The organism is Shewanella sp. 10B (assembly GCF_023475885.1).
Taxonomy (GTDB): Bacteria; Pseudomonadota; Gammaproteobacteria; order Enterobacterales; family Shewanellaceae; genus Shewanella; species Shewanella mangrovisoli.
This window is the reverse complement of record NZ_JAMDJO010000004.1, coordinates 20660-42342: the sequence shown is the minus strand read 5'-3', so window position 1 is coordinate 42342 and position 21683 is coordinate 20660. Positions and strand designations below refer to the sequence as shown.

The 21683-nt window shown below is 48.7% G+C and carries 18 protein-coding genes; 8 read left to right on the top strand and 10 right to left on the bottom strand.

Going from position 1 to position 21683, the window contains the following annotated elements:
* Positions 1–74: 74 nt before the first annotated feature.
* Positions 75–1070 (bottom strand): helix-turn-helix transcriptional regulator, encoded by a 996-nt coding sequence (locus tag M0415_RS15310; protein ID WP_249556445.1) that lies wholly within the window; start codon positions 1068–1070, stop codon positions 75–77.
* A gap of 319 nt (positions 1071–1389) precedes the next feature.
* Between M0415_RS15310 and M0415_RS15305 the strand changes: the two genes are divergently transcribed.
* The 3 genes from M0415_RS15305 (at position 1390) to M0415_RS15295 (ending at position 5716) form a co-directional block, all read left to right on the top strand.
* On the top strand, positions 1390–2787 hold the full coding sequence (locus M0415_RS15305) for an amidohydrolase (RefSeq protein WP_249556444.1): 1398 nt from the start codon (positions 1390–1392) through the stop codon (positions 2785–2787).
* Positions 2788–2924: 137 nt separating this feature from the next.
* Complete coding sequence (locus M0415_RS15300; RefSeq protein WP_249556443.1) at positions 2925–4256, top strand: M16 family metallopeptidase; 1332 nt, start codon at positions 2925–2927, stop codon at positions 4254–4256.
* Positions 4253–5716, top strand: a complete 1464-nt coding sequence (locus M0415_RS15295) for a M16 family metallopeptidase (RefSeq protein WP_249556442.1) — start codon at positions 4253–4255, stop codon at positions 5714–5716. The genes M0415_RS15300 and M0415_RS15295 overlap by 4 nt, the downstream gene beginning before the upstream one ends.
* A gap of 81 nt (positions 5717–5797) precedes the next feature.
* On the opposite strand, the gene M0415_RS15290 is transcribed toward M0415_RS15295, so the two are convergent.
* Positions 5798–7825 (bottom strand): S9 family peptidase, encoded by a 2028-nt coding sequence (locus M0415_RS15290; RefSeq protein ID WP_249556441.1) that lies wholly within the window; start codon positions 7823–7825, stop codon positions 5798–5800.
* Between the two features lie 244 nt (positions 7826–8069).
* Between M0415_RS15290 and M0415_RS15285 the strand changes: the two genes are divergently transcribed.
* Complete coding sequence (locus tag M0415_RS15285; RefSeq protein WP_249556440.1) at positions 8070–8624, top strand: hypothetical protein; 555 nt, start codon at positions 8070–8072, stop codon at positions 8622–8624.
* A 288-nt stretch (positions 8625–8912) separates the two neighbouring features.
* Here the strand turns inward: M0415_RS15285 and M0415_RS15280 are convergent, their stop codons facing one another.
* From M0415_RS15280 to trmL, 3 genes are all read right to left on the bottom strand, one after another.
* Positions 8913–10322: a hypothetical protein gene (locus M0415_RS15280; protein ID WP_249556439.1), complete on the bottom strand. Its 1410-nt coding sequence runs from the start codon at positions 10320–10322 to the stop codon at positions 8913–8915.
* A 123-nt stretch (positions 10323–10445) separates the two neighbouring features.
* A complete protein-coding gene (locus tag M0415_RS15275; protein ID WP_283771713.1) occupies positions 10446–10598 on the bottom strand; it encodes a DUF4406 domain-containing protein in 153 nt (50 codons plus the stop codon).
* Between the two features lie 406 nt (positions 10599–11004).
* Positions 11005–11469, bottom strand: a complete 465-nt coding sequence (trmL, locus tag M0415_RS15270) for a tRNA (uridine(34)/cytosine(34)/5-carboxymethylaminomethyluridine(34)-2'-O)-methyltransferase TrmL (protein WP_088212461.1) — start codon at positions 11467–11469, stop codon at positions 11005–11007.
* Positions 11470–11665: 196 nt separating this feature from the next.
* On the opposite strand from trmL, the gene M0415_RS15265 reads away from it, so the two are divergent.
* Together M0415_RS15265 and M0415_RS15260 are read left to right on the top strand one after the other, a co-directional pair.
* Entirely contained in the window at positions 11666–12520 is an 855-nt protein-coding gene (locus M0415_RS15265; RefSeq protein WP_249556438.1) for a DMT family transporter, read from the top strand.
* Complete coding sequence (locus M0415_RS15260) at positions 12521–13456, top strand: LysR substrate-binding domain-containing protein (protein ID WP_249556437.1); 936 nt, start codon at positions 12521–12523, stop codon at positions 13454–13456.
* Here M0415_RS15260 and M0415_RS15255 read toward each other — a convergent pair.
* Positions 13449–14321 (bottom strand): patatin-like phospholipase family protein, encoded by an 873-nt coding sequence (locus tag M0415_RS15255; protein ID WP_249556436.1) that lies wholly within the window; start codon positions 14319–14321, stop codon positions 13449–13451. The two genes, M0415_RS15260 and M0415_RS15255, sit on opposite strands and share 8 nt — an antisense overlap.
* Before the next feature lie 80 nt (positions 14322–14401).
* Positions 14402–15364, bottom strand: coding sequence for a LysR family transcriptional regulator (locus M0415_RS15250; protein WP_249556435.1), 963 nt, complete (start codon positions 15362–15364; stop codon positions 14402–14404).
* Between the two features lie 121 nt (positions 15365–15485).
* Between M0415_RS15250 and M0415_RS15245 the strand changes: the two genes are divergently transcribed.
* Entirely contained in the window at positions 15486–17477 is a 1992-nt protein-coding gene (locus M0415_RS15245) for a ligand-gated channel protein (RefSeq protein WP_249556434.1), read from the top strand.
* 57 nt (positions 17478–17534) lie between these two features.
* On the opposite strand, the gene M0415_RS15240 is transcribed toward M0415_RS15245, so the two are convergent.
* The 3 genes from M0415_RS15240 to M0415_RS15230 all read right to left on the bottom strand — a co-directional run bounded on the left by M0415_RS15240 (position 17535) and on the right by M0415_RS15230 (position 20188).
* Complete coding sequence (locus M0415_RS15240; RefSeq protein ID WP_249556433.1) at positions 17535–18473, bottom strand: DUF4424 domain-containing protein; 939 nt, start codon at positions 18471–18473, stop codon at positions 17535–17537.
* A gap of 28 nt (positions 18474–18501) precedes the next feature.
* The gene (locus tag M0415_RS15235; RefSeq protein WP_249556432.1) at positions 18502–18735 is read right to left on the bottom strand and encodes a helix-hairpin-helix domain-containing protein; all 234 of its coding nucleotides are present in this window, start codon (positions 18733–18735) and stop codon (positions 18502–18504) included.
* A 115-nt stretch (positions 18736–18850) separates the two neighbouring features.
* Positions 18851–20188, bottom strand: coding sequence for a coproporphyrinogen III oxidase family protein (locus M0415_RS15230; protein ID WP_088212454.1), 1338 nt, complete (start codon positions 20186–20188; stop codon positions 18851–18853).
* Between the two features lie 386 nt (positions 20189–20574).
* Here M0415_RS15230 and M0415_RS15225 point away from each other — a divergent pair, with 386 nt between their 5' ends.
* A complete protein-coding gene (locus M0415_RS15225; RefSeq protein ID WP_249556431.1) occupies positions 20575–21510 on the top strand; it encodes a bile acid:sodium symporter family protein in 936 nt (311 codons plus the stop codon).
* The last annotated feature ends 173 nt before the right edge of the window (positions 21511–21683 follow it).

Genomic DNA, 21683 nt, shown 5'->3' with positions numbered 1-21683 from the left:
TCACAGTTAGCAATGGTAAAGCAAGACTAACCTTGAGTTGCGACTCAGCTTGTCGCATCAATGCGATAAACGGTTTAACGGTATTTCGCCGCCATTTTTTGGCTGAGTGCGGCAAAGTGCTCCCGCAGTTTTACCGGTGCTAGCACTTCCACGGTATCGGCCATTTCCCACAATGCAGCGCGCAGTTTTGGGGAATCAGTGACCTCTGCTACCACATAAAAGCGGCCATCCTCGCGTAATTGCATGGTCTGGTTATCGCTAAACTTGGCTTCGCGCATGATAAAACTCGCCTTATCGGAGAGCAGCAGTTCGAGACGCATCTTCTCGCCACGCGATCTCTGTGCGGTTTTATTTATATCAAAATCGGCATTCTTAACCGCCGCGCTGGGCAATAGCTGTGCGTTACGCAGTAAGCCTATCGGTTTGTGGTGGCGGCGCTTATCAAAGCTGCCAATGGTAAAGGCGAGTAGCGCCACCCCATCGCGAATTAAAATTCCTTGTGGATTAATGGGGTTGTAATGCAGCCAATGCATTTTGCCATTGATCCATTTTTTGATATCGCAGCGAATTTGTTTCTTATCCAAAATAGCTTGCTGTATGACTTCTAAGGACTGAGGTTGGTGCTGGGGTAGGATAAAGGGGTAAGGCTCGGGAAGCTGTGCGACTCGGCACGCCCAATAGAGCCAAGGATTTTCTGGATCGCTAGCCAGCACCTGATCGGCCCTGTCGAAGTAGGGCTGTAGTTGCTGCAAGCTTTGTGGTGGCATCAACTGACTCGCACTGCGCTTTAAAGTGGTTAAAGCCAGCGCCATATGTTGGTCCATTAGCTCTAGGTTCAACCCGCGCCAGCAGGACTCAATCGACCAACCATAGGGCTTATTTCTATCATCGAGACGTAAGCCAAAGGTGCCCATTTCGTACATGGCCTTCAAATCCCTTTGCACCGAACGCTTACTGATATCCTGCGTGCGGTTTGCCAGCCGTTCGACTAATTCGTTTACCGAGATTTTACGTGGCGCCCGCGGGATTAAGCTCAGTAGTGTGACTTGGCGTTGAAAGTTAGGCTGCATAGTGGATTTTTCGATGTTTAGCGGAATAACAGTATATTAATCAAAGGCTGCGACAAAAGCTGTCGCAGATTTCGAATGGTGTGTGAAAATCTTTCAAAATCCTGACTGACTCACTTTATGCGAGTAATCGCTTTGCCTCGTCTTTTGATTTCAGAAGGCCATCAACAATGGATTGTCGGCATGTTGTGCAAGCCGCGTGATTTACACTGAGTACACTAAAACATCCTTGCGCAATGTCTCCTTACTATTAAATCTATTAACAATTCTGTGATGTGCGTGTAGTTTAGATAGCTTATAAAAACAACAATAGGTTATCGCTATGACTGTATCCTCGGTATCGCGCGCGTTATCAACATCCTCTGTAGCAACATCCTTTGCACCTTATTCCCGTTCACTCGGTGTGAGTTCATCCAAACTGACTAAGAGCTTGCTCGCTTCCATCGTCACCTTGAGCTTAATGGGTGCAGGGGTAAACGCTGCCTATGCGGCGCAGCCCGATGCGGCTAAGTTGGCGGCGGGTGTGGAGCAAAAGGTGATCGACTGGCGCCGTGATTTGCACCAACATCCTGAGTTATCTAATCGCGAGTTTCGCACCAGCAAGATTATCGAAAAGCATCTGAAATCCCTCGGATTAGAAGTGCAAACGGGCATTGCCCATACTGGCGTTGTAGGCATCTTAAAGGGCGGTAAACCCGGTCCCTTGATTGCGATCCGCGCCGATATGGATGCTTTGCCCGTGACCGAAGTGGTCGATGTGCCTTTTGCCTCTAAAGCGACAGATACCTATCGCGGTCAAACCGTAGGGGTGATGCATGCCTGCGGCCATGATACCCATGTGGCTATGTTGATGGGGGTGGCCGAGAATTTAGTGAAAGTGAAAGATAGCCTTGCCGGTGATGTGATGTTTATCTTCCAACCCGCCGAAGAAGGTGCGCCTGATGGCGAAGAGGGCGGCGCGGAATTAATGCTAAAACAAGGGCTGTTTGCCAAGCGCAAACCCGACCAAGTGTTTGGCATGCATGTAACTTCGAGTATGCCAAGCGGCATGATTGGGGTGCGTAGCGGCCCTGCCATGGCGAGTGAAGATTCCTTTACAATCAAAGTGAAAGGTCGTCAAACCCATGGTTCTCGCCCCTGGAATGGCGTCGACCCTATCGTCGCCGCGGCGCAAATTATTACCAATGTGCAAACCATTGTCAGTCGTCAGGTGGATATTACCAAAGCGCCCGCCGTGGTGAGTTTTGGCGCGGTAAATGGTGGTATTCGCTCGAATATTATTCCCGATGAAGTGGAGCTGATTGGCACCATCCGCACCTTTGACCAACCTATGCGTGCCGATATTAAGGTGCGCTTGGCCGAAATCGCCGAGTTATCGGCAAAAACCTTAGGTGCCACCGCGACAACCGAAATCCATCAAGGTTACCCCGTGGTGGTGAACAATCCTGAATTGGTCGCCAGTATGCGCCCAGTGCTTGCCAGTGTGGTCGGCGATAAGATGCTGATTGAGCCTGGATTAATCACTGGTGCCGAGGACTTTTCCTTCTATGCCCTAGAGTCTCCTGGGATGTTTTTCTTCCTAGGGGTAACACCCAAAGGCACAGATCCTGAAACGGCGGCCAGTAACCATTCTCCCGCCTTCTATGTGGATGAAGGTGCACTCAAAGTCGGGGTAGAAGCCATGACCAAGGTTGCTCTTACGGCACTTAAGGCGCAATAAACCGCTTAAGCCTTATTCCGTCAGCTTTTCGGTATAACTTGAGCTTACAAAAAATCGGCGTGGGAAGACCTTCCCACGCTTGATTTGCTAGGCAATTTGCCTTCATATGTGGATTTTTACAGCAAGGAGCGAACAAGATGAAGCGCACGCTATCGGCGCTGGTGTTGGCGATGGGACTCTTTAATCCCTTAAGCCAAGCACAGGCCACAACGGCAGAAGACATCAAGAGTTTTACGCTAGCCAACGGCATGAAAATCATGGTGCTAGAGGACTCTTCTATTCCTAATGCCAATATGTATCTGTTTTGGAAAGTCGGTTCCCGCAACGAAGTCCCGGGGATTACCGGTATCTCACACTTTTTCGAACACATGATGTTTAACGGCTCGAAAAAATACGGCCCTAAGATGTTCGACCGTACCATGGAAGCCGCGGGCGGGGCTAACAATGCCTACACCACAGAGGATATGACGGTTTACACCGACTGGTTCCCAGCTAATGCGCTAGAAACCATGTTCGACCTCGAGGCTGACCGTATCGCCAACTTAGATATCAATCCCGATATGGTGGAAAGCGAGCGTGGCGTAGTACAGTCGGAGCGTTCGACTGGGCTTGAAAACTCCAACTGGAATACCCTCGAAGGCGAAGTTAAAGGCGTGGCCTTTTTAGCACATCCCTATTCTTGGTCTGTCATTGGCCATGAGTCGGATATTGCCGCTTGGACGCTAGAAGATTTAGTGCAATACCATAAAACCTACTATGCGCCGAACAATGCGGTCGTGGTGATTGCCGGTGATGTAAAACTGGCCCAAGTTAAGGCATTGGCGGATAAGTATTTTGCGCCCATTCCTGCGCAAACACCGCCTAAGGCCGTGCGTACCGTCGAGCCTTTGCAAAAGGGTGAGCGCCGTACTTTCGTTCAAAAAGCCTCGGTCAGTACACCTAACGTGATGTTGGCGTACCATGTGCCAGCGGCGACTCATACCGATTATTATGCCTTGGAGCTGCTCAGCTCTATCCTAAGCCAAGGTAATAGCTCGCGTTTATATCAAGCGCTGGTGGACAAGCAAGTCGCGCTCGAAGCCGAGACTTATATGCCGATGTCGGTCGATCCTAATCTGTTCTATGTGATGGGCGTAGCCACGCCTGAAGTGAATGCTAACACCTTAGAGCGCGCGCTGATCGAACAAATTAATAGCATCGCGACCAATGGCGTTACTCAGCAAGAGCTAGATAAAGTCAAAAATATCAAGTTGATGGACTTTTATCGTGCGATGGAAACCATCAATGGCAAGGCCAACACCATAGGCACCTATGAAATGTATTTTGGTAGCTACGATAAATTATTTAATGCGCCAGAGGCCTATAACAAGGTAACGCCTGCGGATATCCAACGTGTTGCCCAAACCTATTTACGCAAATCGAATCGCACTGTTGCGGTGCTGGCGGCAAACGAGGAGTCGGATCAATGAAACTCTCCTTTGTAAAATCATCCTTTATAAAATCATCTCTACAGCCGACTAAGTTAATGGTCGCATTAGCCCTAGGCACTAGCTTAGCCTTATCCGGCTGCGCCTCTACCACGGCAGCTAAACGCGTCGATACTGGCAGTTTTGTCATGCCAAGTTACGACAAGTTAGTGCTAGATAATGGCCTGACGGTGTATTTAATGCCACAGCGCGAAGTACCGTTGATCACCTTAAACGCAGTAGTGCGTGCCGGGGCAGTAAACGACACCACAGCGGGTATCGCCCAAATGACCGCCGAAGGTTTACTTCTTGGCGCGGCGGGTAAGTCCAAGGCTGAGATTGAGCAGCAAGTGGATTTTCTCGGCGCTAGCTTAGGGGCCGAAGCCGACAAAGAAGGTAGCTATCTGGCCGCCGATTTTATGGCGAAAGATACCGATGTGATGCTCGGCCTATTCAGCGCCGCGCTCTTAAGCCCCGACTTTGATTCGGCCGAGTTCGATAAGCTTAAGCAGCGTGCAATTGCGGGTTTACAGCAGGATAAAGAAAGCCCGCGCGCCGTGATTGGTCGCTACTTCGATAAACTGGTGTTCGGTGCCCATCCTTACGGTAATGCCTCATCGGGTAATCGTGAGTCACTTGAGCAAGTCACAGTGTCGCAGCTACGCGCCTTCCATAAGAGCTACTATCAACCCGCCAATACCGCATTAACTGTAGTGGGGGATTTTGATGTGGCGGCGATGAAGGCCAAGCTAACTCAGACTTTTGGTCAGTGGAAAGGCAGCGAAAAACTGGTTCAGCCCGACTTAAACCAAGGTTTGCCAAAGTTAACTGAGGCCAAAGTGCTGCTGGTGGATAAGCCTGATGCGATGGAAACCACCTTTGTTATCGGCGGATTAGGCATTAGTCGTGATAACCCTGATTATGTTGGGCTAACGGTAGTGAACACCATTTTAGGTGGCCGCTTTACCTCTTGGCTGAACGATGAGCTGCGAGTGAATGCGGGGCTAACCTATGGCGCACGCTCCGGGTTTAGTCCTTATACCGACGCAGGTGTGTTTACCATTAGCACCTTTACTAAGACTGAAACCACTCAAGAAGCGATTGATTTAGCACTGAAAACCTATGCTCGCTTATGGGAGAAAGGCGTCGACCAAGCGACTCTTGATTCGGCTAAGGCCTATGTTAAAGGTCAGTTCCCACCTAAGTTCGAAACCTCGGGCCAATTGGCTGGACTCTTATCTGGCATGTACCTCTACGGCTTCGATGATAAGTTTATCAACGAGTTCCAAGCAAAAGTGGACGGCTTAACCTTAGAAGAAACCCAAAGGTTAGTGAAAACTTACTTCCCGCAAAAGGACTTACAGTTTGTGCTGATTGGCAACGCCAGCAAGATTGCGCCTATCGCGGCCAAGTATGGCCAAGTGCAAACCGTCGATATTAATGCGGTGGGTTTTGGTCAATAACCACTGGCGTTAGTGTATTTCGCCCAATAAAAAGGTCTGCATAACGCAGACCTTTTGTTTTTATCTGTGAGTCGCTAAGCCTTATTGCGCACCGGGCTTAGCGTAATGGGTCATCCAATCCTTCACTTGGTTATACCAGTAGATGGAGTTGTTGGGCTTCATAATCCAATGGTTTTCATCGGGGAAATAAATCATCCGCGATTCAATATTGCGAGTTTGCAGGGTGCGGAACAGCTCAAAACCTTGGCCGACGGGTACACGATAATCGAGTTGACCATGGCTGACTAAGGTTGGGGTATTAAAGTTAGCGGCAAAGTAATGGGGCGAAATGGCTTTATACAGCTCAGGATTATCCCAGTAGTTACCAAAGCGGGTGCTGTGGACGGCAAAGTCCGCCGACATTTGTGCATACATGTCGTACACCGCCGCATGGATCAGCAGCGCCTTGAAGGGATGCGGCTGGCCTAAAATAATCGAGGTTAAGTAGCCGCCATAGCTGGCGCCGCCGGCGACCATACGTTCGCTATCGATCCAACTTTGTTGCTTAAACCAGTCTGCGGCTTTGAGCACGTCTTCGAGGGATTTGTTTTTCCAATCCGGGTTAATGGCGTCGGCAAACTCTTGTCCAAACCCGCTAGAGCCGTGGAAGTTTGGCCACGCGGTAACATAACCCCAAGAGGCAAAGGTTTGTGCGTTCCAGCGGAAGTGGAAACCATCGCTAATGGCGTTGTGTGGACCGCCGTGGATCAGCATAAACAGCGGGTACTTTTTGCTGCGATCGAACCCAGGTGGATAGTGTACCCACATTTGAATGTCTTGGCCCTGATAACCCTTGTAGGTGACCGACTCATAGCTGCCTAAATTGACATCCTTTAAAATCTCGTCGTTAAACTGCTCTAAACGCTCGGTTTTACCATTGCGAGGGTTGATGCTGACTAAACGCGCGGGATATAAAAAGCTCTGATTGGTCGCAATCAACTGGCCATCTTTAGCGATCGCAGGCTGGCTAAAGTCGGTAGCTTGAGTGATGGCCTTGGCCTTACCGCTCTTGGCATCGATATGATAAATACGGTTTGTCGCCGCATCATCAATGCTGGCATAGAAGCCCTTGCTGTCGGGTGTCCACTCGAATTGAGATACCGAGCGATCCCAATCCGCGGTGAGCGTGGTGAGTTTGCGACTACTTACATCCAGCAGCATCAACCTTGCGGTATCGGCATAAAATCCGGGGATTTTTTGACGAGTAAAGGCGAGGGTTTTACCGTTAGGGCTAAATGTGGGGTTCAGATCCGGCGCTGGGTTATCGGGAGTGATGTTTTCAGCCTTGCTGCCGCCAATGGTGGCGAGGAACAAGTCTAACTTAGGGTCGACGCGATTATCCGAACCATAGGCGCTGAAGGCAATTAAGCGTTCATCGGGGGAAATATCATAGCTTGAACTGCTTTGGCTTGAGCGTGGCAGTTCATGGCCTAGCGGCTGAGTCACGGCTTCAACCGCGCCGCCTGTGGCTGGGATCCTAAACACGTGGGCCTGGCGGCGCTCGTCTAACCAATGATCAAACTGCGAATAGGGCAGCGCGTTCCACTGGCGGGCGGAGACTTTATTATCTTTATCAGTCTTGAGCTGGGCCTTCATTTGCTCCCAGTTCTGCTCAGGGAATATATTGCTGATAAAATACAAATGCTTGCCAACCCACTTGATGCCATTGACGCCGGTGGGGATATCCGTGAGTTTGCTGGCTTCACCCGGGCCATCCATAGGTAACAGGTAAATTTGGCCCGCGTCATCATCGTTACGTTCGCTGATAAAGGCTAAGGTTTTGCCGTCTGGCGAGAACACTGGCTCGCTGACTTTTAAGCCTTTGGCGGTAATCGCACGGTTATGTTTACCTTCACCGTCGAAGCGCCACAGTTGGGTTGAGCCCTTGTCTTCCTTAAGGTCGTATTCTGTCACAGGCGCAATAATGTGCTCGCCCGTGGAGGACACCACTGGGCTACCTATGCGCTTGAGTTGCCAAAGTAATTCGACTGAGAGTGGTTTGCTCGCTTCTGCAAATGCCGTGCTGAGGGGCATTAGCAGACTCAGCAGTATAATTCCTGCCTTCTTCACTAGATGTCTCCTTATCATTCAGAGTGTTATCGTTATTTTTCCCATTAAACCCCAAAGTATAAAAACCGAGCATGAAATCAAGCTGAGTCTGTGAAGGCTGAGGCGGACTTTTATGTAAGTAACTGTAACCACAGGCCGCATTTTGATGATTAGGTATGACTGGCATGGCGCAAACTGTCGTAGCGTATTTGTGGCTAAGGGGTTTTAACGCTAATGTATTGGAAGATTAAAATAGGACTCGAATATGGCGTTAATCATCCCGCAAAAAATGGGCAAGTTATTGATAAAAAATGTATTGATACTCGCCTTGGGCAGCTTGGCTATCTTTCCTGCGCAAGCCGCTAAGATCAGTTTTAAAGCCTTTTGCCCGCAAATGGTGGGGCAGTGGCAGGGCAATGCCGCTAAGGTGGGGGAGATCCCCAAGCAAGTCATAGTCAACGGCTTTTGCTCCCATGATCAGCGCCAGTTGATCCTCTCCGTGAGTGTCGGTACGCGCGCTCCCTACAGCGAGACTTGGTGGTTTCGGGAGCAAGGCGAGCAAGTGTTGTTAACCTATTACGACGGTGTCTCGCAGGAAAAGCAGCAACTCTTTAGTTTATATCAACAAAATGGCGATTATTCCCTGCTGGGTGAGGGAGTCGTGAATGCGCGCGCCGCCTTAATCCAACTGTTATTCGAAGCTAAATCGCCCCAAGGCGCATGGCAGTGGACGCAAAATATCCAATATTTGGAAGATGATATCGACCGCTATCAGCTCTTTCGCGGGATAGAGATGACGCCTATCGCACCATCGCATTAAGCCAACTTATTGATACCCGACAATACGCAACTCACTTTGGGACAAAAGAGTGGTAGACCCTTTGCTCTAAATCGTCAGTTTTGAATAAAAAATTTTATGGGATAACACTCGCTTCAGCTACGCCGAAGCGGGCGTGTTTTTTTGTTAATGTTTGAGCGCAGCAAGTGACACAAAAACGCGGTGGTTTTGGCGTCAGACTGTAAGAATTTCTTAAGCTGTACTCGCTCAGACCTGAGTCATCCTTTTATCCACTGTTCATACTCAGAGTAGGTAAGCCAAAACCTTTATTTACCACAATCTCCCTCTTTGTTGCTCAAGCCACCTTTCTGGGTACATATAAACGTATTCTCCCCAAATCTTCCTCGCAGATTCAAACTCGATGTGACACTTCTTATCATACTGAATCCCATCTGCCTGTGCAGCTTTCAGCACCTCAATATCACTCAGCTTGACACTATGTCGCTTTTCAAAGTACCAAGATGAAACAAACGTTTCTTCTGACTGTGAGCAACGATATTTTCCATTTTCGATCCGAATATAATTAGTTGTACCAGAATTATTGACTGGTAATACTGTTTGGTTGGAATCATCAACTCTGCTTGTTCTCACCGCCTCGATATCAAAAATACAAAGGTAAATTTTTCCTTCTTTGACAATCAGCTCTAACTGACGTTTCCCACTCAGATAGTTCAAATAGGGATGTGGTCTGCCGTAATCATCAGTGATAGCAGTCATATGAGAAAGAGAGGCTTCTGATAAGCTCCCTTTAGGCAACTTGCCTAACACTATACACCCATCTGTGCCCTGTCCATTGACACCAAAGTCTATCTCATTTGCTGCCGTTTCAATTGATCCCCAAAAAATGATCACCGCATAACCATTTAAATCTTCGACGAGTTGCAACTTATAACCGAAATACTCTTTTGAACGAGGTGATTTCTCAGCATAATCGAGAGCTATTGACAGAAGAGGTTGCCCATAGTTAGTTTTTAGATGACTTCGATTCACTTCGATATAATCAATCAATAAGTATTCATGACCAATTCGCTCTACTTTCACGTAAGCTGGCGCGGTATTAGTTGCTGCAAATACCTCTTCTACTTTGAGTGTATCTCGATACGCCAATTTAGACCCAAGGTTAGCTAAGTCACAAACCAACCCATTTAAATGGTTAAAAATACCATTCTGTTTGACGCGCAAAATATCTCCCGGTTTTAATTGGTTGATATTCACACTGCATAATTGATAAAACTCACTTATCACTGATGGATTTAGCACCATTCTAGCGTTGTGTCGGCTAGAACTAGGGAGTACCACGTGATCTGTAAATATTTCACTGTAAAAGCTTGCACCGCTTTCTGCATAGACTTTATCAGAAATCACTTGAATTTTATGTTGTAACTCCTCTTCTGACGATGTTTGAGTGCCCCCTTCCTCAGTGCAATGTTGAACCTGTTTAGATTCCAACTCCGAAATTGAGTGTACCTGAGTTGATGCACCATTTTGCTCTCGAGATCCATGCTCACTAGAAATCAAATACACTGGCTCAGCAGCTTTCGTGTGCACTTCTCCGATGTCATTCTTGTTTTTAAAGAATAGCTTCAATAATTTGCGAAAATACATTTTTATCTCTCGGTAGCTAACTCGATTTCGCCGGAAAGCATTTTCAATCGCTGTAAATGATACTTCCATATTCATTGATTCACATGCGGTTCAGATTGTAGTGATCAACTTAACCATACTGTAACGATGAAAATTTCTAGGCCAGAAAATCCGTTCATTACTGTCCCATCTATAACTTGTAAACTCGTTCGGGGTAATTCATAGCCTCATAACTATCTTCAGATCAATCTGTCTTGCATAGTAATATTCCGCCTTAGCGGCTGCCGACTTACGCCAACCTGGTGACATCACTATTTCATGGCTTGCACGGCTCATGGCGTAACTGATGTCCATGTACTGTGGCTCAGCCAGTCCAAGGGGGAATATGATCCAGTAATAGTCGACACTTTGTATAATTACTAAAACTAAGATTTGGTCAACTTACTCAGTGCAACAAGGGACCGAAAGGCTTCTCTGTCACTTTTTGGGGCAATATCTTTTAGCCAGATGAACAGTTCAATGGTCGTAAAGATTGTCATTGTTGCAACTGTGACCGTTGGCGGCATGGATGCCGCCGTCGAGCCCTCAGGGATGAGTTTATGGCGTGTCACAGGGGAAACAATGACAATTCATCCAACATACCTGACGACAAAATTACTGGCTTTCAGCCCGAATTGAGTTAAAACAATTTTTCGGCGTGGATGGCTGAATGATTTGGCTTAGTAATTGGAATATTGGCTGGTTCAGCCCAGCCAATTCAAATCAGTATTCCTACCTATTAAATAGCGCCTTCAAACCCGAGCTGACGCCAGGCTTCGTAGCTGATAATCGCCACGGCATTGGAGAGGTTGAGGCTGCGACTGGTGGCCGCCATCGGAATGCGTAATCGCTGTTCGGTTGGAATTGACTCGATAATCGACATAGGCAGACCGCGGGTTTCGGGGCCAAATAACAGCACGTCATCCTTGGCAAAACTGAGTTCAGTGTGAGGGCGACTTCCCTTAGTGGTACAGGCCATAATGCGTTTGCCTGCCATGGCTTCGAGGAAGGCATCGAAGTTTTTATGGCGAGTCACATTGGTTAAATCGGCATAGTCTAGGCCCGCGCGGCGCAGTTTTTTCTCTTCAAAATCAAACCCTAGTGGCTCAATTAGATGCAGTTGGCTGCCGTTGTTTGCGCAAAGGCGAATGATATTACCCGTGTTGGGTGCGATTTCTGGCTCATAGAGTGCGATATGGAACATGCTTGCCCGCCTGTAAAAAATGACGCCCGATTATACGGCAAACAAGCCTTAAGCGCAGCTCTGCGTGCGCATATCTAAAGCAGTATAAACGCGAGTCCATTTTCTTTTCTCCCTATTAACCTTATCTCAGCACTTGCCTGTTTTATTCTCTCAAAGTAATATATCTCAATATCAAGATACTTTTTAAGAAGTCATTATGCCGTTTGTGATTGCGTTACTCGCTCCAGTGTTTTGGGGGACTACCTATGCACTGGTGAGTCTTTACTTACAGGATATGTCGCCTTACTGGGTGGCGGTTTGGCGTGCGCTGCCTGCGGGCATATTGCTGCTGATGCTGCGCCCACGTTTGCCGACGTTGGCGTGGTCTAAATTAAGCTTGCTGGCGTTTTGTAATATTGGCGCCTTCTTTGCGCTGCTGTTTATTGGCGCCTATCGGCTACCGGGTGCCGTTGCGGGCACGCTGGGTGCGACATTGCCATTAATCTTTTTGATCCTCGCTTGGCTGATTGATAAAAAACGCCCGGGGATGAAGTGGCTACTGCTCGGCTTAATGGGCCTCGGTGGCGTGATTTTATTGCTTAATCCTTCGGCGGATCTCGACCCGATTGGTGTCCTATGTATGCTGAGCGCAACGACTCTGATTGCCTTTTCTTCCCGCTGGATGCAGCGCTGGGATGTGGGCGACTTTTTAGTGCTCACCGCTTGGCAATTACTCTTGGGGGGATTGATGTTGATCCCGCTGGCGTGGTTTATGGCGGGACCGCCACAGATCCCGAGTATGGATGTGATTCCCTCGTTAATCTGGCTAGTTACCGCCAATACCGCAGTGGCTTATTGGGCTTGGCTCTGGTCAATGCGAAATTTAGGACCAGAAATCATGGGGATGGTGGCTTTAGTCAATCCCGTGGTTGCCGTATCATTAGGCGTATTGATTGTGGGTGAAGCCTTAGATATGCGCCAGTGGGCAGGGATTTTAGTGATTTTACTGTCGCTACTGCTGATGAAGTTGCCGCAAAACTTGAGGTGGAATCCCTTAAAAGCGAGGGGTTAGATGCTAAAACACTTAGACTTAAACTTACTGCCCGTACTGGAAATTCTCCTCGAGGAGCAGAGTGTCACGGCCGCGGCGGCGCGGCTGCATTTGAGTCAGTCGGCGGTGAGTAAGCAATTGACTCGCCTGCGCGAAGTGTTTGATGATCCCTTATTCGAGCGCACCGCTTACGGCCTCAAGCCGACGCCCAAGGCGCTGTCGCTGGCGCCCGACTTGCGCCAATGCTTACAGCAACTAGCGCAATTTACTCGGCCAGACAGTTTTGAACCCGCCTTAAGTCAGCGCCAGTTTCGGATGCATCTGGTCGAGACGACCTATTCGCTGACTTTCCCACACTTTATGCCTTCGCTTTTAGCGCAGGCGCCCGGTGTGAGCATTAATTGCCAAACCTGGCGGCTGGACACCATGGATAGACTGCTGCGTTGCGATATCGATCTAGCCATAGGTTGCCGCGAATGGGATGAACGTTCGCCCATGCATGTAAACCATATTCCGGACGATATCCATTATGTTGAATTGGTTCAGGATTACACAGTGTGTCTGATGCGCCGTGACCATCCAGCCCTTTCGCAGGAATGGAATCTCGATACCTTTTTAAGCTATCGCCAGTTACAGGTCGCCTTTGGTGGCTTGGAATATTGGTTGTTAGACGATGTGCTGCAAATCCAAGGGCGTAAACGGGATATTGCGGTGAATATGACGGACTTTCAGAGTGCGCTGGCCCTGTGTGAGCAGAGTGATTTGATCCTCTGCGCCCCTTCCCGTTATGCCTTAGCGGTGATGAAGTCGTTTGATCTTATGTATTTACCCTCGCCAATTAAACTGATCCCCGGTGCGTATCTGCTGATGTGGCATAAGCATTTCGAGCACGATCTCAGCCATAAATGGCTGCGGGAACTGATTATCGACAAGGTCCGCGCCTCGCTCCCTAACTAACTTCTGCCCCAGTGTTTAGCCAAGCCCGCAGCTTAGGCAAAATCGCCTGTCCATCGGCGAGGCCTTGGTGATACACGGCGGTCACTTTATCGATATTGCGGTCTAGTCGCGAGAGATTAAGCGGTGCAGCAGGGCGGATCACAAAGGACTGGCCGCTGGCAACACTCTGGGCGAGTTCCTCGAGGGATTGGTTATAACGTTGGTGGCGTACTTTGAGCGCGGCGGCCACTGCCGGATAAGCTTGATAACGCTTGCGCGCTAACCAGTTGAACTTCATCGGCGATTTTCGATAGTTTGCGTCCTGAGTCAGGATAACCACCTGCCGCTTATAGCCCTCTTGCTGCGCCTTCGCTACCGGAATGGGTGCGGCGATACCGCCGTCGAGGTAGGTTTGGTGGTTTATCCGGTAGGGATTGGCCATAAAAGGCAGGCTAGAGGAGGCGATAAGCACGTCGAGCAATTTGTCGTGCTCCTGAAAATCGGCCATGCCAAAGTAATCGGTTTGTCCTGTTTGGCAGTTAAACGCCCCGACTTTAAATTCGGTTCCGCTACCTAAAAAGGTTTTAAAATCAAAAGGTAGTAACTCATAGGCCATGCGCTTATAAGTAAAGTCGGTATTGACGTAATTACCCGTGGCTAACCAGTGGCGCAGCCCCATGTAGCGCTTATCCCGCAGATATTGCTGCTGAATTTGTAAATTGCGGCCAAATTGGCGTGAGACATAAGAAGCGGGATAAATCGCTCCCGCCGATACGCCTATTACATAGGGGAAGTGCAATTGTTGCTGCAAAAAGGCATCTAACACGCCGGCGGTATAAATTGCCCTCAGGCCGCCGCCCTCTAACACTAAGGCCACATCTTGCATTGAGTTACTACTGTTTAATCGAATGGATAGAACAGCATACTCTAACTCCACTGAGAAATGAAACGCGTGCCTATGAGTGCTTAGGCGGGTATGGCAAATCTTGGCGTGAGCTCGCAGGCGTTGGGCTGAACCAGTGACGCTGGGGTCGGGCTAAAATCCATCTGGCTAAAATATTGGCTGAGTGCCGCTATGGCTTCTTTCACCTTGGCGGGCTGTTTGTCCCGCGCCGAGGTCACGCTGTAAACGCTGTAGGTGCGTAGCGACCACTCGGATAAAAGGGTTACCAATTGGCCAGATGCAAGATATTGATGCACTTCGGGCTCAGGCAATGCGGCAAAGCCTAATCCATCGAGGGTGAGTTGGATAAGCGTCTGCATATTATTGACGTTGATGCGCTGGGCCGAGAGTTCGACTCGTTCTTGAGTCTGTAAATGGGTTAAGAACTCGGGTTTAGCATAGCTGTGGCTAATACGGTTGAATCCTTGTAAGTCGGCAGGGTGTTGTAGGCTCTGATGCTGGGGAATATAGCTAGGAGCAGCGCACAGCAACATGCGCCAATCCGCCAAGGGGCGAGCGATAAGGTTCGAATCCGATAGAGGGCCGATGCAAATCGCTAGATCGATTCCTTCGTTAACTATATCGATTGGGCCGTCCTGCAACTGCAGATTGAGGCTGATCTGCGGATGAGCCGCCAACAGGTGCGCTAATGGCTGGCTGAGTAAACCACCGCCAAAACCGACTGGGGCGGCGATTTTAAGCTCCCCCGAAGGTGTGCCCTTTAATGCGTGCAGCTGATGTTCGGCGCTTTCTACTATTTTTATGATTTTAATGCAGTTTTCATAAAATAATGTGCCCGCCTCTGTGAGTGTGAGGTGGCGGGTATTGCGGTGAAACAGACTAATTCCCATATCCATTTCAAGCTTTGCGACTTGTTGGCTCACCGCCGATGAACTCAGATTAAGCTGTGTTGCCGCAGCACTCATCGAGCCTTTTTCCGCGATGGCGGCAAACACGATCATGCCCTTGACCATATTTCTATTCATTCTTAAGCAACTCTTACAAGTGATTACTCAAAGTCTAACTTGAGCCGATTGTAACATAGGGATACATTTCCGTATTGAAAATTATTATCATTTACAAAGGATCGAGGGAGATTCGTTGGTTATGTTGTTACGTCGTAAAAAGATCCTCGCACAGATAGTTTCTGCCGCATTATTGCTACCCGCCACTCAGGTTTTGGCGGATGCCGCACCCGATCAAGACAAGATGATGGAAAGGATTGTCGTCACCGCATCGGGTTTCGAGCAGCAAGTGCGTGACGCGCCCGCTTCTATCAGCGTGATCACCCGTGAGGATCTCGATACACGTTTTTACCGTGACTTAACCGATGCTATGTTAGAAGTGCCCGGCGTGGTGGTGACTGGCGGTGCCGACCGGCGAGACATTAGTTTGCGGGGCATGGGCAGCCAATACACGCTGATCCTCGTCGATGGTAAACGCCAGTCTTCCCGCGAGACCCGCACCAACAGCGACGGTCCTGGTGTTGAAGGCGCTTGGACGCCGCCGCTCGCCGCAATCGATAGGATTGAAATTGTCCGCGGCCCTATGTCATCCCTTTATGGCTCCGATGCCATAGGTGGGGTGATCAACATCATCACCCGTAAAGTGCCCAATGAGTGGCAGGGGGAACTGCGCCTCGACACTACGCTGCAGGAAAAGTCGGACTCAGGCAATGTGTATCAGGGCAACTTTTTTGTGAACGGTGGCTTGATTAAAGATCTACTGGGCGTGCAGTTATACGGCCAATACACTCAACGTGAAGAAGATAGTATCTACGGCGGTTACCGAGGTCGCGATGCGGATAATCTCACCGCCAGATTTGCCCTCACGCCTAACCAAGACCATGACATCATGCTGGAAGTTGGCATCGCCAACCAAGAGTTGGATAGCACCTTAGGCAAAACCGTTGCGCCATTGGCACCGGGCGCCAGTTGTGGCCGCCGTGGTTGCCCAGCTTCGTCGACAACCGAGTATGAAAACAGCACCATTTCTCTATCGCACACCGGGCGTTGGGACTTTGGTACCTCGGATACTTATATCAAACACGAAGTATTTGATAACAAGTCCCGCAAGATGAAGATCAAGAATACCGATGCTCAAACCAGCCTGATCGCCACCTTGGGGGAAAGCCATACCGCCACCTTCGGTGCGGCCTTCAATAAGCAAGATCTTACCGATGAAACCGGCAATCAGGTCAGTGACTTAACCGATATTAGTCGCCGCCAATGGTCGGTGTTCTCAGAGGATGAATGGCGTATCGTCGATAATTTTGCCTTAACCTTAGGCCTGCGTTTAGACGATGATGAAAACTTTGGCGACCACCTCAGCCCACGGATTTACGGCGTATGGGGGCTGACCGAGCACACCACCTTAAAAGGCGGTGTGTCGACCGGCTTTAGGGCGCCGAGCCTGAGGCAAACCGTGCCCGATTGGGGGCAGGTGAGCCGAGGCGGCAATATGTACGGTAACCCCGATTTACAACCCGAAACCTCAGTAAACTATGAGCTAGGCATTTACACCGATCTCACTGACTCCATCACCACCAGTGCTGGCGTGTTCTATAACGAGTTTGAGGACAAGATCACCCGTGTCGCTTGTCCTGCGACTCAATGTACCGATGGGCCGAATCAGTTTGGCTCTGACCCGACCACCTATGTGAATATCGATGAGGCGGTCACCCAAGGGGTTGAGTTCAGTATCGACTATAAAATCCTCAGCAACTTGGCATTAACGGGCAACTACACTTATACCGACTCGGAGCAGAAGACGGGCGCTTATAAAGGTAGTCCATTGAATCAATTGCCTAAACATCTGGTGCAATTGTCGGTTAATTATGAGCCGATAGATAAGTTAAGCACTTGGCTGCGGGTTAACTATCGTGGTGAAGAGAGCCAGCCAACCACTGGGCCTTCCTCGAGCAGCTTGATTGCGCCTTCCTATACGCTGTTAGATTTAGGGGCCAACTATCGCGTTAATGACAGCATTAAATTCAGCACGGGTATTTATAACGCTTTCGATAAGGAAATCACTCAAGAAGAATATGGCTACATCGAAGATGGACGCCGTTACTGGTTAGGTATGACCTATAGCTTTTAACCGTGTTTAAAAATAGTCGCTTAATACAAAAAGCCAGCATTTAGCTGGCTTTTTTGATTATTCAAAATCCGGTTTACGGATAAATAGGATGCTGAGATCCTGCGTTGGCGTGAACTGCTTTTGCTGGAACTCAAAGGTGAGTGGATCGGTTTTTTTAAGCTCGCCATCAAAACACAGGCTAATGAGATCTGTGGGCTGGGATTTTTTCAGCGTCAGTTTGAAGTCCTTAATCGCCCCTTGCCAGTTATTGGCCGTCACCAAAATATAGCTAAGGTGGCTCCACTCGACGCCAATCTCCTGATCTTCACCGTCTTGTTTAACGATAAGGTTTCGCTTACGAATCCCTTGCTTGGCGCTTTCATCTAAACAGGCAAGTCCAGTGTAAGTATCGATAATACTATTGGCAGTATCGGGGATGCCCGTTGAGAGGCTCGGTGTATAACTGTGGCTGATAGAGACAGATTGGCCCGCGGGAAAGGTTTGTTCCCACACAAAGTAATCGCTTAGGGTAAAGGCGATTTGTTGCTCCTCATCTAACCATTGGCTGGGGAGCGCGGGTTTGCCCTTGGGGACTTCGCCATATTCGGCAAAGTAAGCGACTTCATCTATCCCCCAACCAAGCTGTTTCAGCTCAGCAGAAATATCTGTTTTATCGGCAAGTTGGGCGACGAGCCTGTGCTCGGTTGGTTGGTTTTTGCCATTTACTTTGAGGGTGAAGTTATCGATGCTGCTGTGATCGGCTGAGCCAAAAAACATCGGCGGCATAGGGAAGGCGATGGGGACGGTAAGCTCCTGCGAGCTGGTGTTGGTAAACAGATAATCGACCCTGACTTCGGCCTCGCTGATAAAGAGCGACTCCTTGTCCATACTGATATGCGGCTGATATTTAAGGGTGATAGAGCCATTAGCATCACCAAAACTGCTGTCATTGGCGAAGGCTGCCGTGCTCATCAGCGCGAGTAAACCGCCCATTAGGGCGCGAATATGGATTGACATAAACATCTCAAAAGATAGCAATAAAGGATTAGGCGCGGCGGGCAAGCGCAATGGCTGCGGCGATGGCGTTGCGAGCCTGTGGGCTGTTTTTCCAACAAGTGGTGCGTAGCATGCTGGCGACGAGGTTGGCGATATCTTCGACCTCATGCTCGGCTAACTGGGCGAGTGAGCTAATACCGATTTCTTCAAAGCGTTTAATGACAGTTGGGCCAACGCCTTTAACGGCGAGTAGTGCTTGTCTTTCTTGCTCATTAAAACCCATAACGAATACTCCTTTATTACTGGGCGACAGACTCATGCGTGAGTGGTGGCAAGCGTAGCCTGAAATGGCGCTAACAAAAAGGCCCATCATGGGCCTTTTGTGATTTTACTGATAGTTACATATCGCAGGGTTTGAGTGGTTTACGCAATTGGGCGCGCACGTTATCCATGCCGGCGTAAAACTCTTTCATCATTAACAGGCCCATCATCTTACCGTTATCCGTGATGATCAGATTATCGGGATCGGTTGGGTCATTCTTGATGGCGCCAATCAGCTTCATCGAGGTCATTTCCTTAAACAGCGCTGTGTCTAAGTTAACGCCAAAGGTCTCGCGGAAATATTTGCGCGATAGACGGCCTGAGAACATCCCCAGCAGGAAGCGATACTGCATCACATCCTTTTTGCTGTAGTTTTTCTGTTGTTCTACACCCATCTTGCCGGCGGCGATCCGCTCTTGGTATTTACGCAGCGAGAAGGTGTTGACGTATAAAGTGTCATTCAGGAAGCTAAATGAACCTGAACCCACCCCTAAATACTCATCGTAGTCGATTACATATTCGTCGAAGCCTTCGTCATTCGCCTTACCAAAGGCCCATGCAGATAACTGATTATATTGGCCATTTAAACTGTTTAAAATTTGGCGATATTGGTTGGCCATATCCGCCTGTGGCGCGGCCAGTTTGCCCTTAACACTCTTACGCGTTTGGTGCGTGATCATCAGCGGATAGGTGGTGATCTGTCTTGGGTCGAGGCGCGAGGCCATGTCTAAGTCGTGCTGGATCACTTCATCGGTTTGACCGCGGAAGCCAAAAATCAGGTCGACGTTGATAATGGGGAACAGCTCCTTAGCCGCCATAATCTTGTCGAAGGTTTGCTGACCAGTGCCGAATTTTTCGAGGCGGTCGGTCATTTTTAAAATATCGTCGTTAAAGCTTTGTACGCCGATGGACATGCGATCCACTAAGCCCTTGAGTTGCTTAAAGCCTGGGCTGTCTAAATGCTGTGGATCCGACTCGCAAGACACTTCTTTAATGCTTGGGAAGAGGGTTTTGGCATGCTCAATGGTGCGGGCGAGTTCGTCTTCTAATACTGTGGTGGTGCCGCCGCCAATGTACATAGATTCAAAGTCATAGCCTAAGGCTTTGACCATCTCCATCTCTTTACGCAGAGAGATAAAGTAAGCGCGCGCCTTGTCTTCCTTAAACATAAAACGGTGGAAGGTACAGTAAGAACACAAGGTATGGCAGAAGGGCACATGGGCATAAAGCATGTACTTTTTACCTTCGACCGGGGCGGGCATGATGTCGGCGGAGAGCGTATCGAGGCGAAGATTCTTATCGACATAATACTGCATGACTCGTTCCATCGAGCTGAGCATCCAGTTAGGGACGGTAATATTCGCTTGATAAGGCGTTGCGATCGCGCCATTGAGCGTTTGAATAACTGAAGACATAACGATTCCTATCTGAGAGTGCTAACCGTAAACACCGAAATTGCTTTAGGTAATTCACGACCACCTAGCGCAATTAGACTACCTCGTATGGAGTAAGCAAAACGTGAACTGGTTATAAGTTACGGTTTCCTAACAAGGAAATCACTGGCTTTTTGTTAAGCAGATCATGTTTTAGTAATTGTAGATGCATATTTACTGAGGTTTTTAGACCTTTGTTATTGAATTTGAGCGATTAACTTTAGTGCTCAATCGAAAGACTGAAATGATAAAAAGTTGAGCTTCTTACTTGTGGGCATTTTGACTTGTACTGAGGGTGTCTGGCTGTCATTATCCCTGCGGACATGGCTTTATCTCACCAAACCGCCTGAAATCTCGGAGGATCCCCTTTGGTTAATATCAACCGCTTTTTTCCGCTATTTGCCTTAGTCGGGGCGGGTACGGCGTATTTGATGCCCGCGTGGTTTAGCGGATTGAAAACCAGCATAGTGCCGCTGCTGGTGGTGATTATGTTATCTATGGGATTGACCTTAGATGTGCGGGATTTTGCCAATGCATTCAAGCAGAAGCGCGCTGTTATCACTGGCTTAATCTTACAATTTACCCTAATGCCCTTAAGTGCCTTAGCCATTAGTTTGCTGTTAGGGCTCAATCGGGAATTAACCATAGGCATGGTGCTGGTGGGGAGCGTGGCGGGCGGCACGGCATCGAACGTGATCTGTTATTTGGCCAAGGGTGATGTCGCCTTATCTATCACAATGACGGCGCTATCCACCTTAGCGGGTGTGGTGCTCACCCCGTTGATTATTCAGCTATTAATTGGTGAGATGGTCGCCATTCCTTTAATGGATATGCTAGTCAGCCTCGTTAAAATAGTGCTTATCCCAGTGACTGTGGGTGTGGTGTTGAATCATTTCTTTAAACCGCAGGTGGCTAAACTTGCTCCCGCATTACCCATCATTTCTATCGTGGCGATTGTACTGGCCATCAGCATTATTGTGGCCTTAAATGCGGGCCAATTTACGCAGGTAGGGCCTGTGATTTTACTCGCGGTGTTTCTACATAATGGTTTGGGACTCGCCTTGGGTTATAGCTGCTGCCGCTTGCTCGGTTTTAACCATACAGTGTGTAAAACCATTTCGATTGAGGTGGGGCTGCAAAACTCAGGCCTTGCGACCGCACTATGCATCAAGTTTTTTAGCCCGCTCTCCGCCGTTCCCAGCGCCATTTTCTCGATTTGGCATAATTTATCGGGCGCTATGCTGGCAGGATATTGGGCGAGCTTAGAGCAAGATCCAGATGGGGTGAAAACCATCACCAAATAGTGGGAAACGATAGCAGCTTATTAATAGGTTGAAGCAACGTATATCTTAATGTCGTAGATGAAATATATGAGTGTTTTATTGATAAGTGAATATGTGGTCACTCACTCATAAATGCACATCACTTAATTAGCATCAACTTATACCAGCAGATTAACTTGTTGTTAAATTATAGA

What these genes read in the sequence shown, in the direction of transcription:
- M0415_RS15310 (WP_249556445.1), bottom strand. Translation starts at nt 1,070, where the DNA reads ATGCAGCCTAACTTTCAACGCCAAGTCACACTACTGAGCTTAATCCCG.
- M0415_RS15305 (WP_249556444.1), top strand. Translation starts at nt 1,390, where the DNA reads ATGACTGTATCCTCGGTATCGCGCGCGTTATCAACATCCTCTGTAGCA.
- M0415_RS15300 (WP_249556443.1), top strand. Translation starts at nt 2,925, where the DNA reads ATGAAGCGCACGCTATCGGCGCTGGTGTTGGCGATGGGACTCTTTAAT.
- M0415_RS15295 (WP_249556442.1), top strand. Translation starts at nt 4,253, where the DNA reads ATGAAACTCTCCTTTGTAAAATCATCCTTTATAAAATCATCTCTACAG.
- M0415_RS15285 (WP_249556440.1), top strand. Translation starts at nt 8,070, where the DNA reads ATGGCGTTAATCATCCCGCAAAAAATGGGCAAGTTATTGATAAAAAAT.
- M0415_RS15280 (WP_249556439.1), bottom strand. Translation starts at nt 10,322, where the DNA reads ATGAATATGGAAGTATCATTTACAGCGATTGAAAATGCTTTCCGGCGA.
- trmL (WP_088212461.1), bottom strand. Translation starts at nt 11,469, where the DNA reads ATGTTCCATATCGCACTCTATGAGCCAGAAATCGCACCCAACACGGGT.
- M0415_RS15265 (WP_249556438.1), top strand. Translation starts at nt 11,666, where the DNA reads ATGCCGTTTGTGATTGCGTTACTCGCTCCAGTGTTTTGGGGGACTACC.
- M0415_RS15260 (WP_249556437.1), top strand. Translation starts at nt 12,521, where the DNA reads ATGCTAAAACACTTAGACTTAAACTTACTGCCCGTACTGGAAATTCTC.
- M0415_RS15255 (WP_249556436.1), bottom strand. Translation starts at nt 14,321, where the DNA reads ATGCAAGATGTGGCCTTAGTGTTAGAGGGCGGCGGCCTGAGGGCAATT.
- M0415_RS15250 (WP_249556435.1), bottom strand. Translation starts at nt 15,364, where the DNA reads ATGAATAGAAATATGGTCAAGGGCATGATCGTGTTTGCCGCCATCGCG.
- M0415_RS15245 (WP_249556434.1), top strand. Translation starts at nt 15,486, where the DNA reads ATGTTGTTACGTCGTAAAAAGATCCTCGCACAGATAGTTTCTGCCGCA.
- M0415_RS15240 (WP_249556433.1), bottom strand. Translation starts at nt 18,473, where the DNA reads ATGTCAATCCATATTCGCGCCCTAATGGGCGGTTTACTCGCGCTGATG.
- M0415_RS15235 (WP_249556432.1), bottom strand. Translation starts at nt 18,735, where the DNA reads ATGGGTTTTAATGAGCAAGAAAGACAAGCACTACTCGCCGTTAAAGGC.
- M0415_RS15230 (WP_088212454.1), bottom strand. Translation starts at nt 20,188, where the DNA reads ATGTCTTCAGTTATTCAAACGCTCAATGGCGCGATCGCAACGCCTTAT.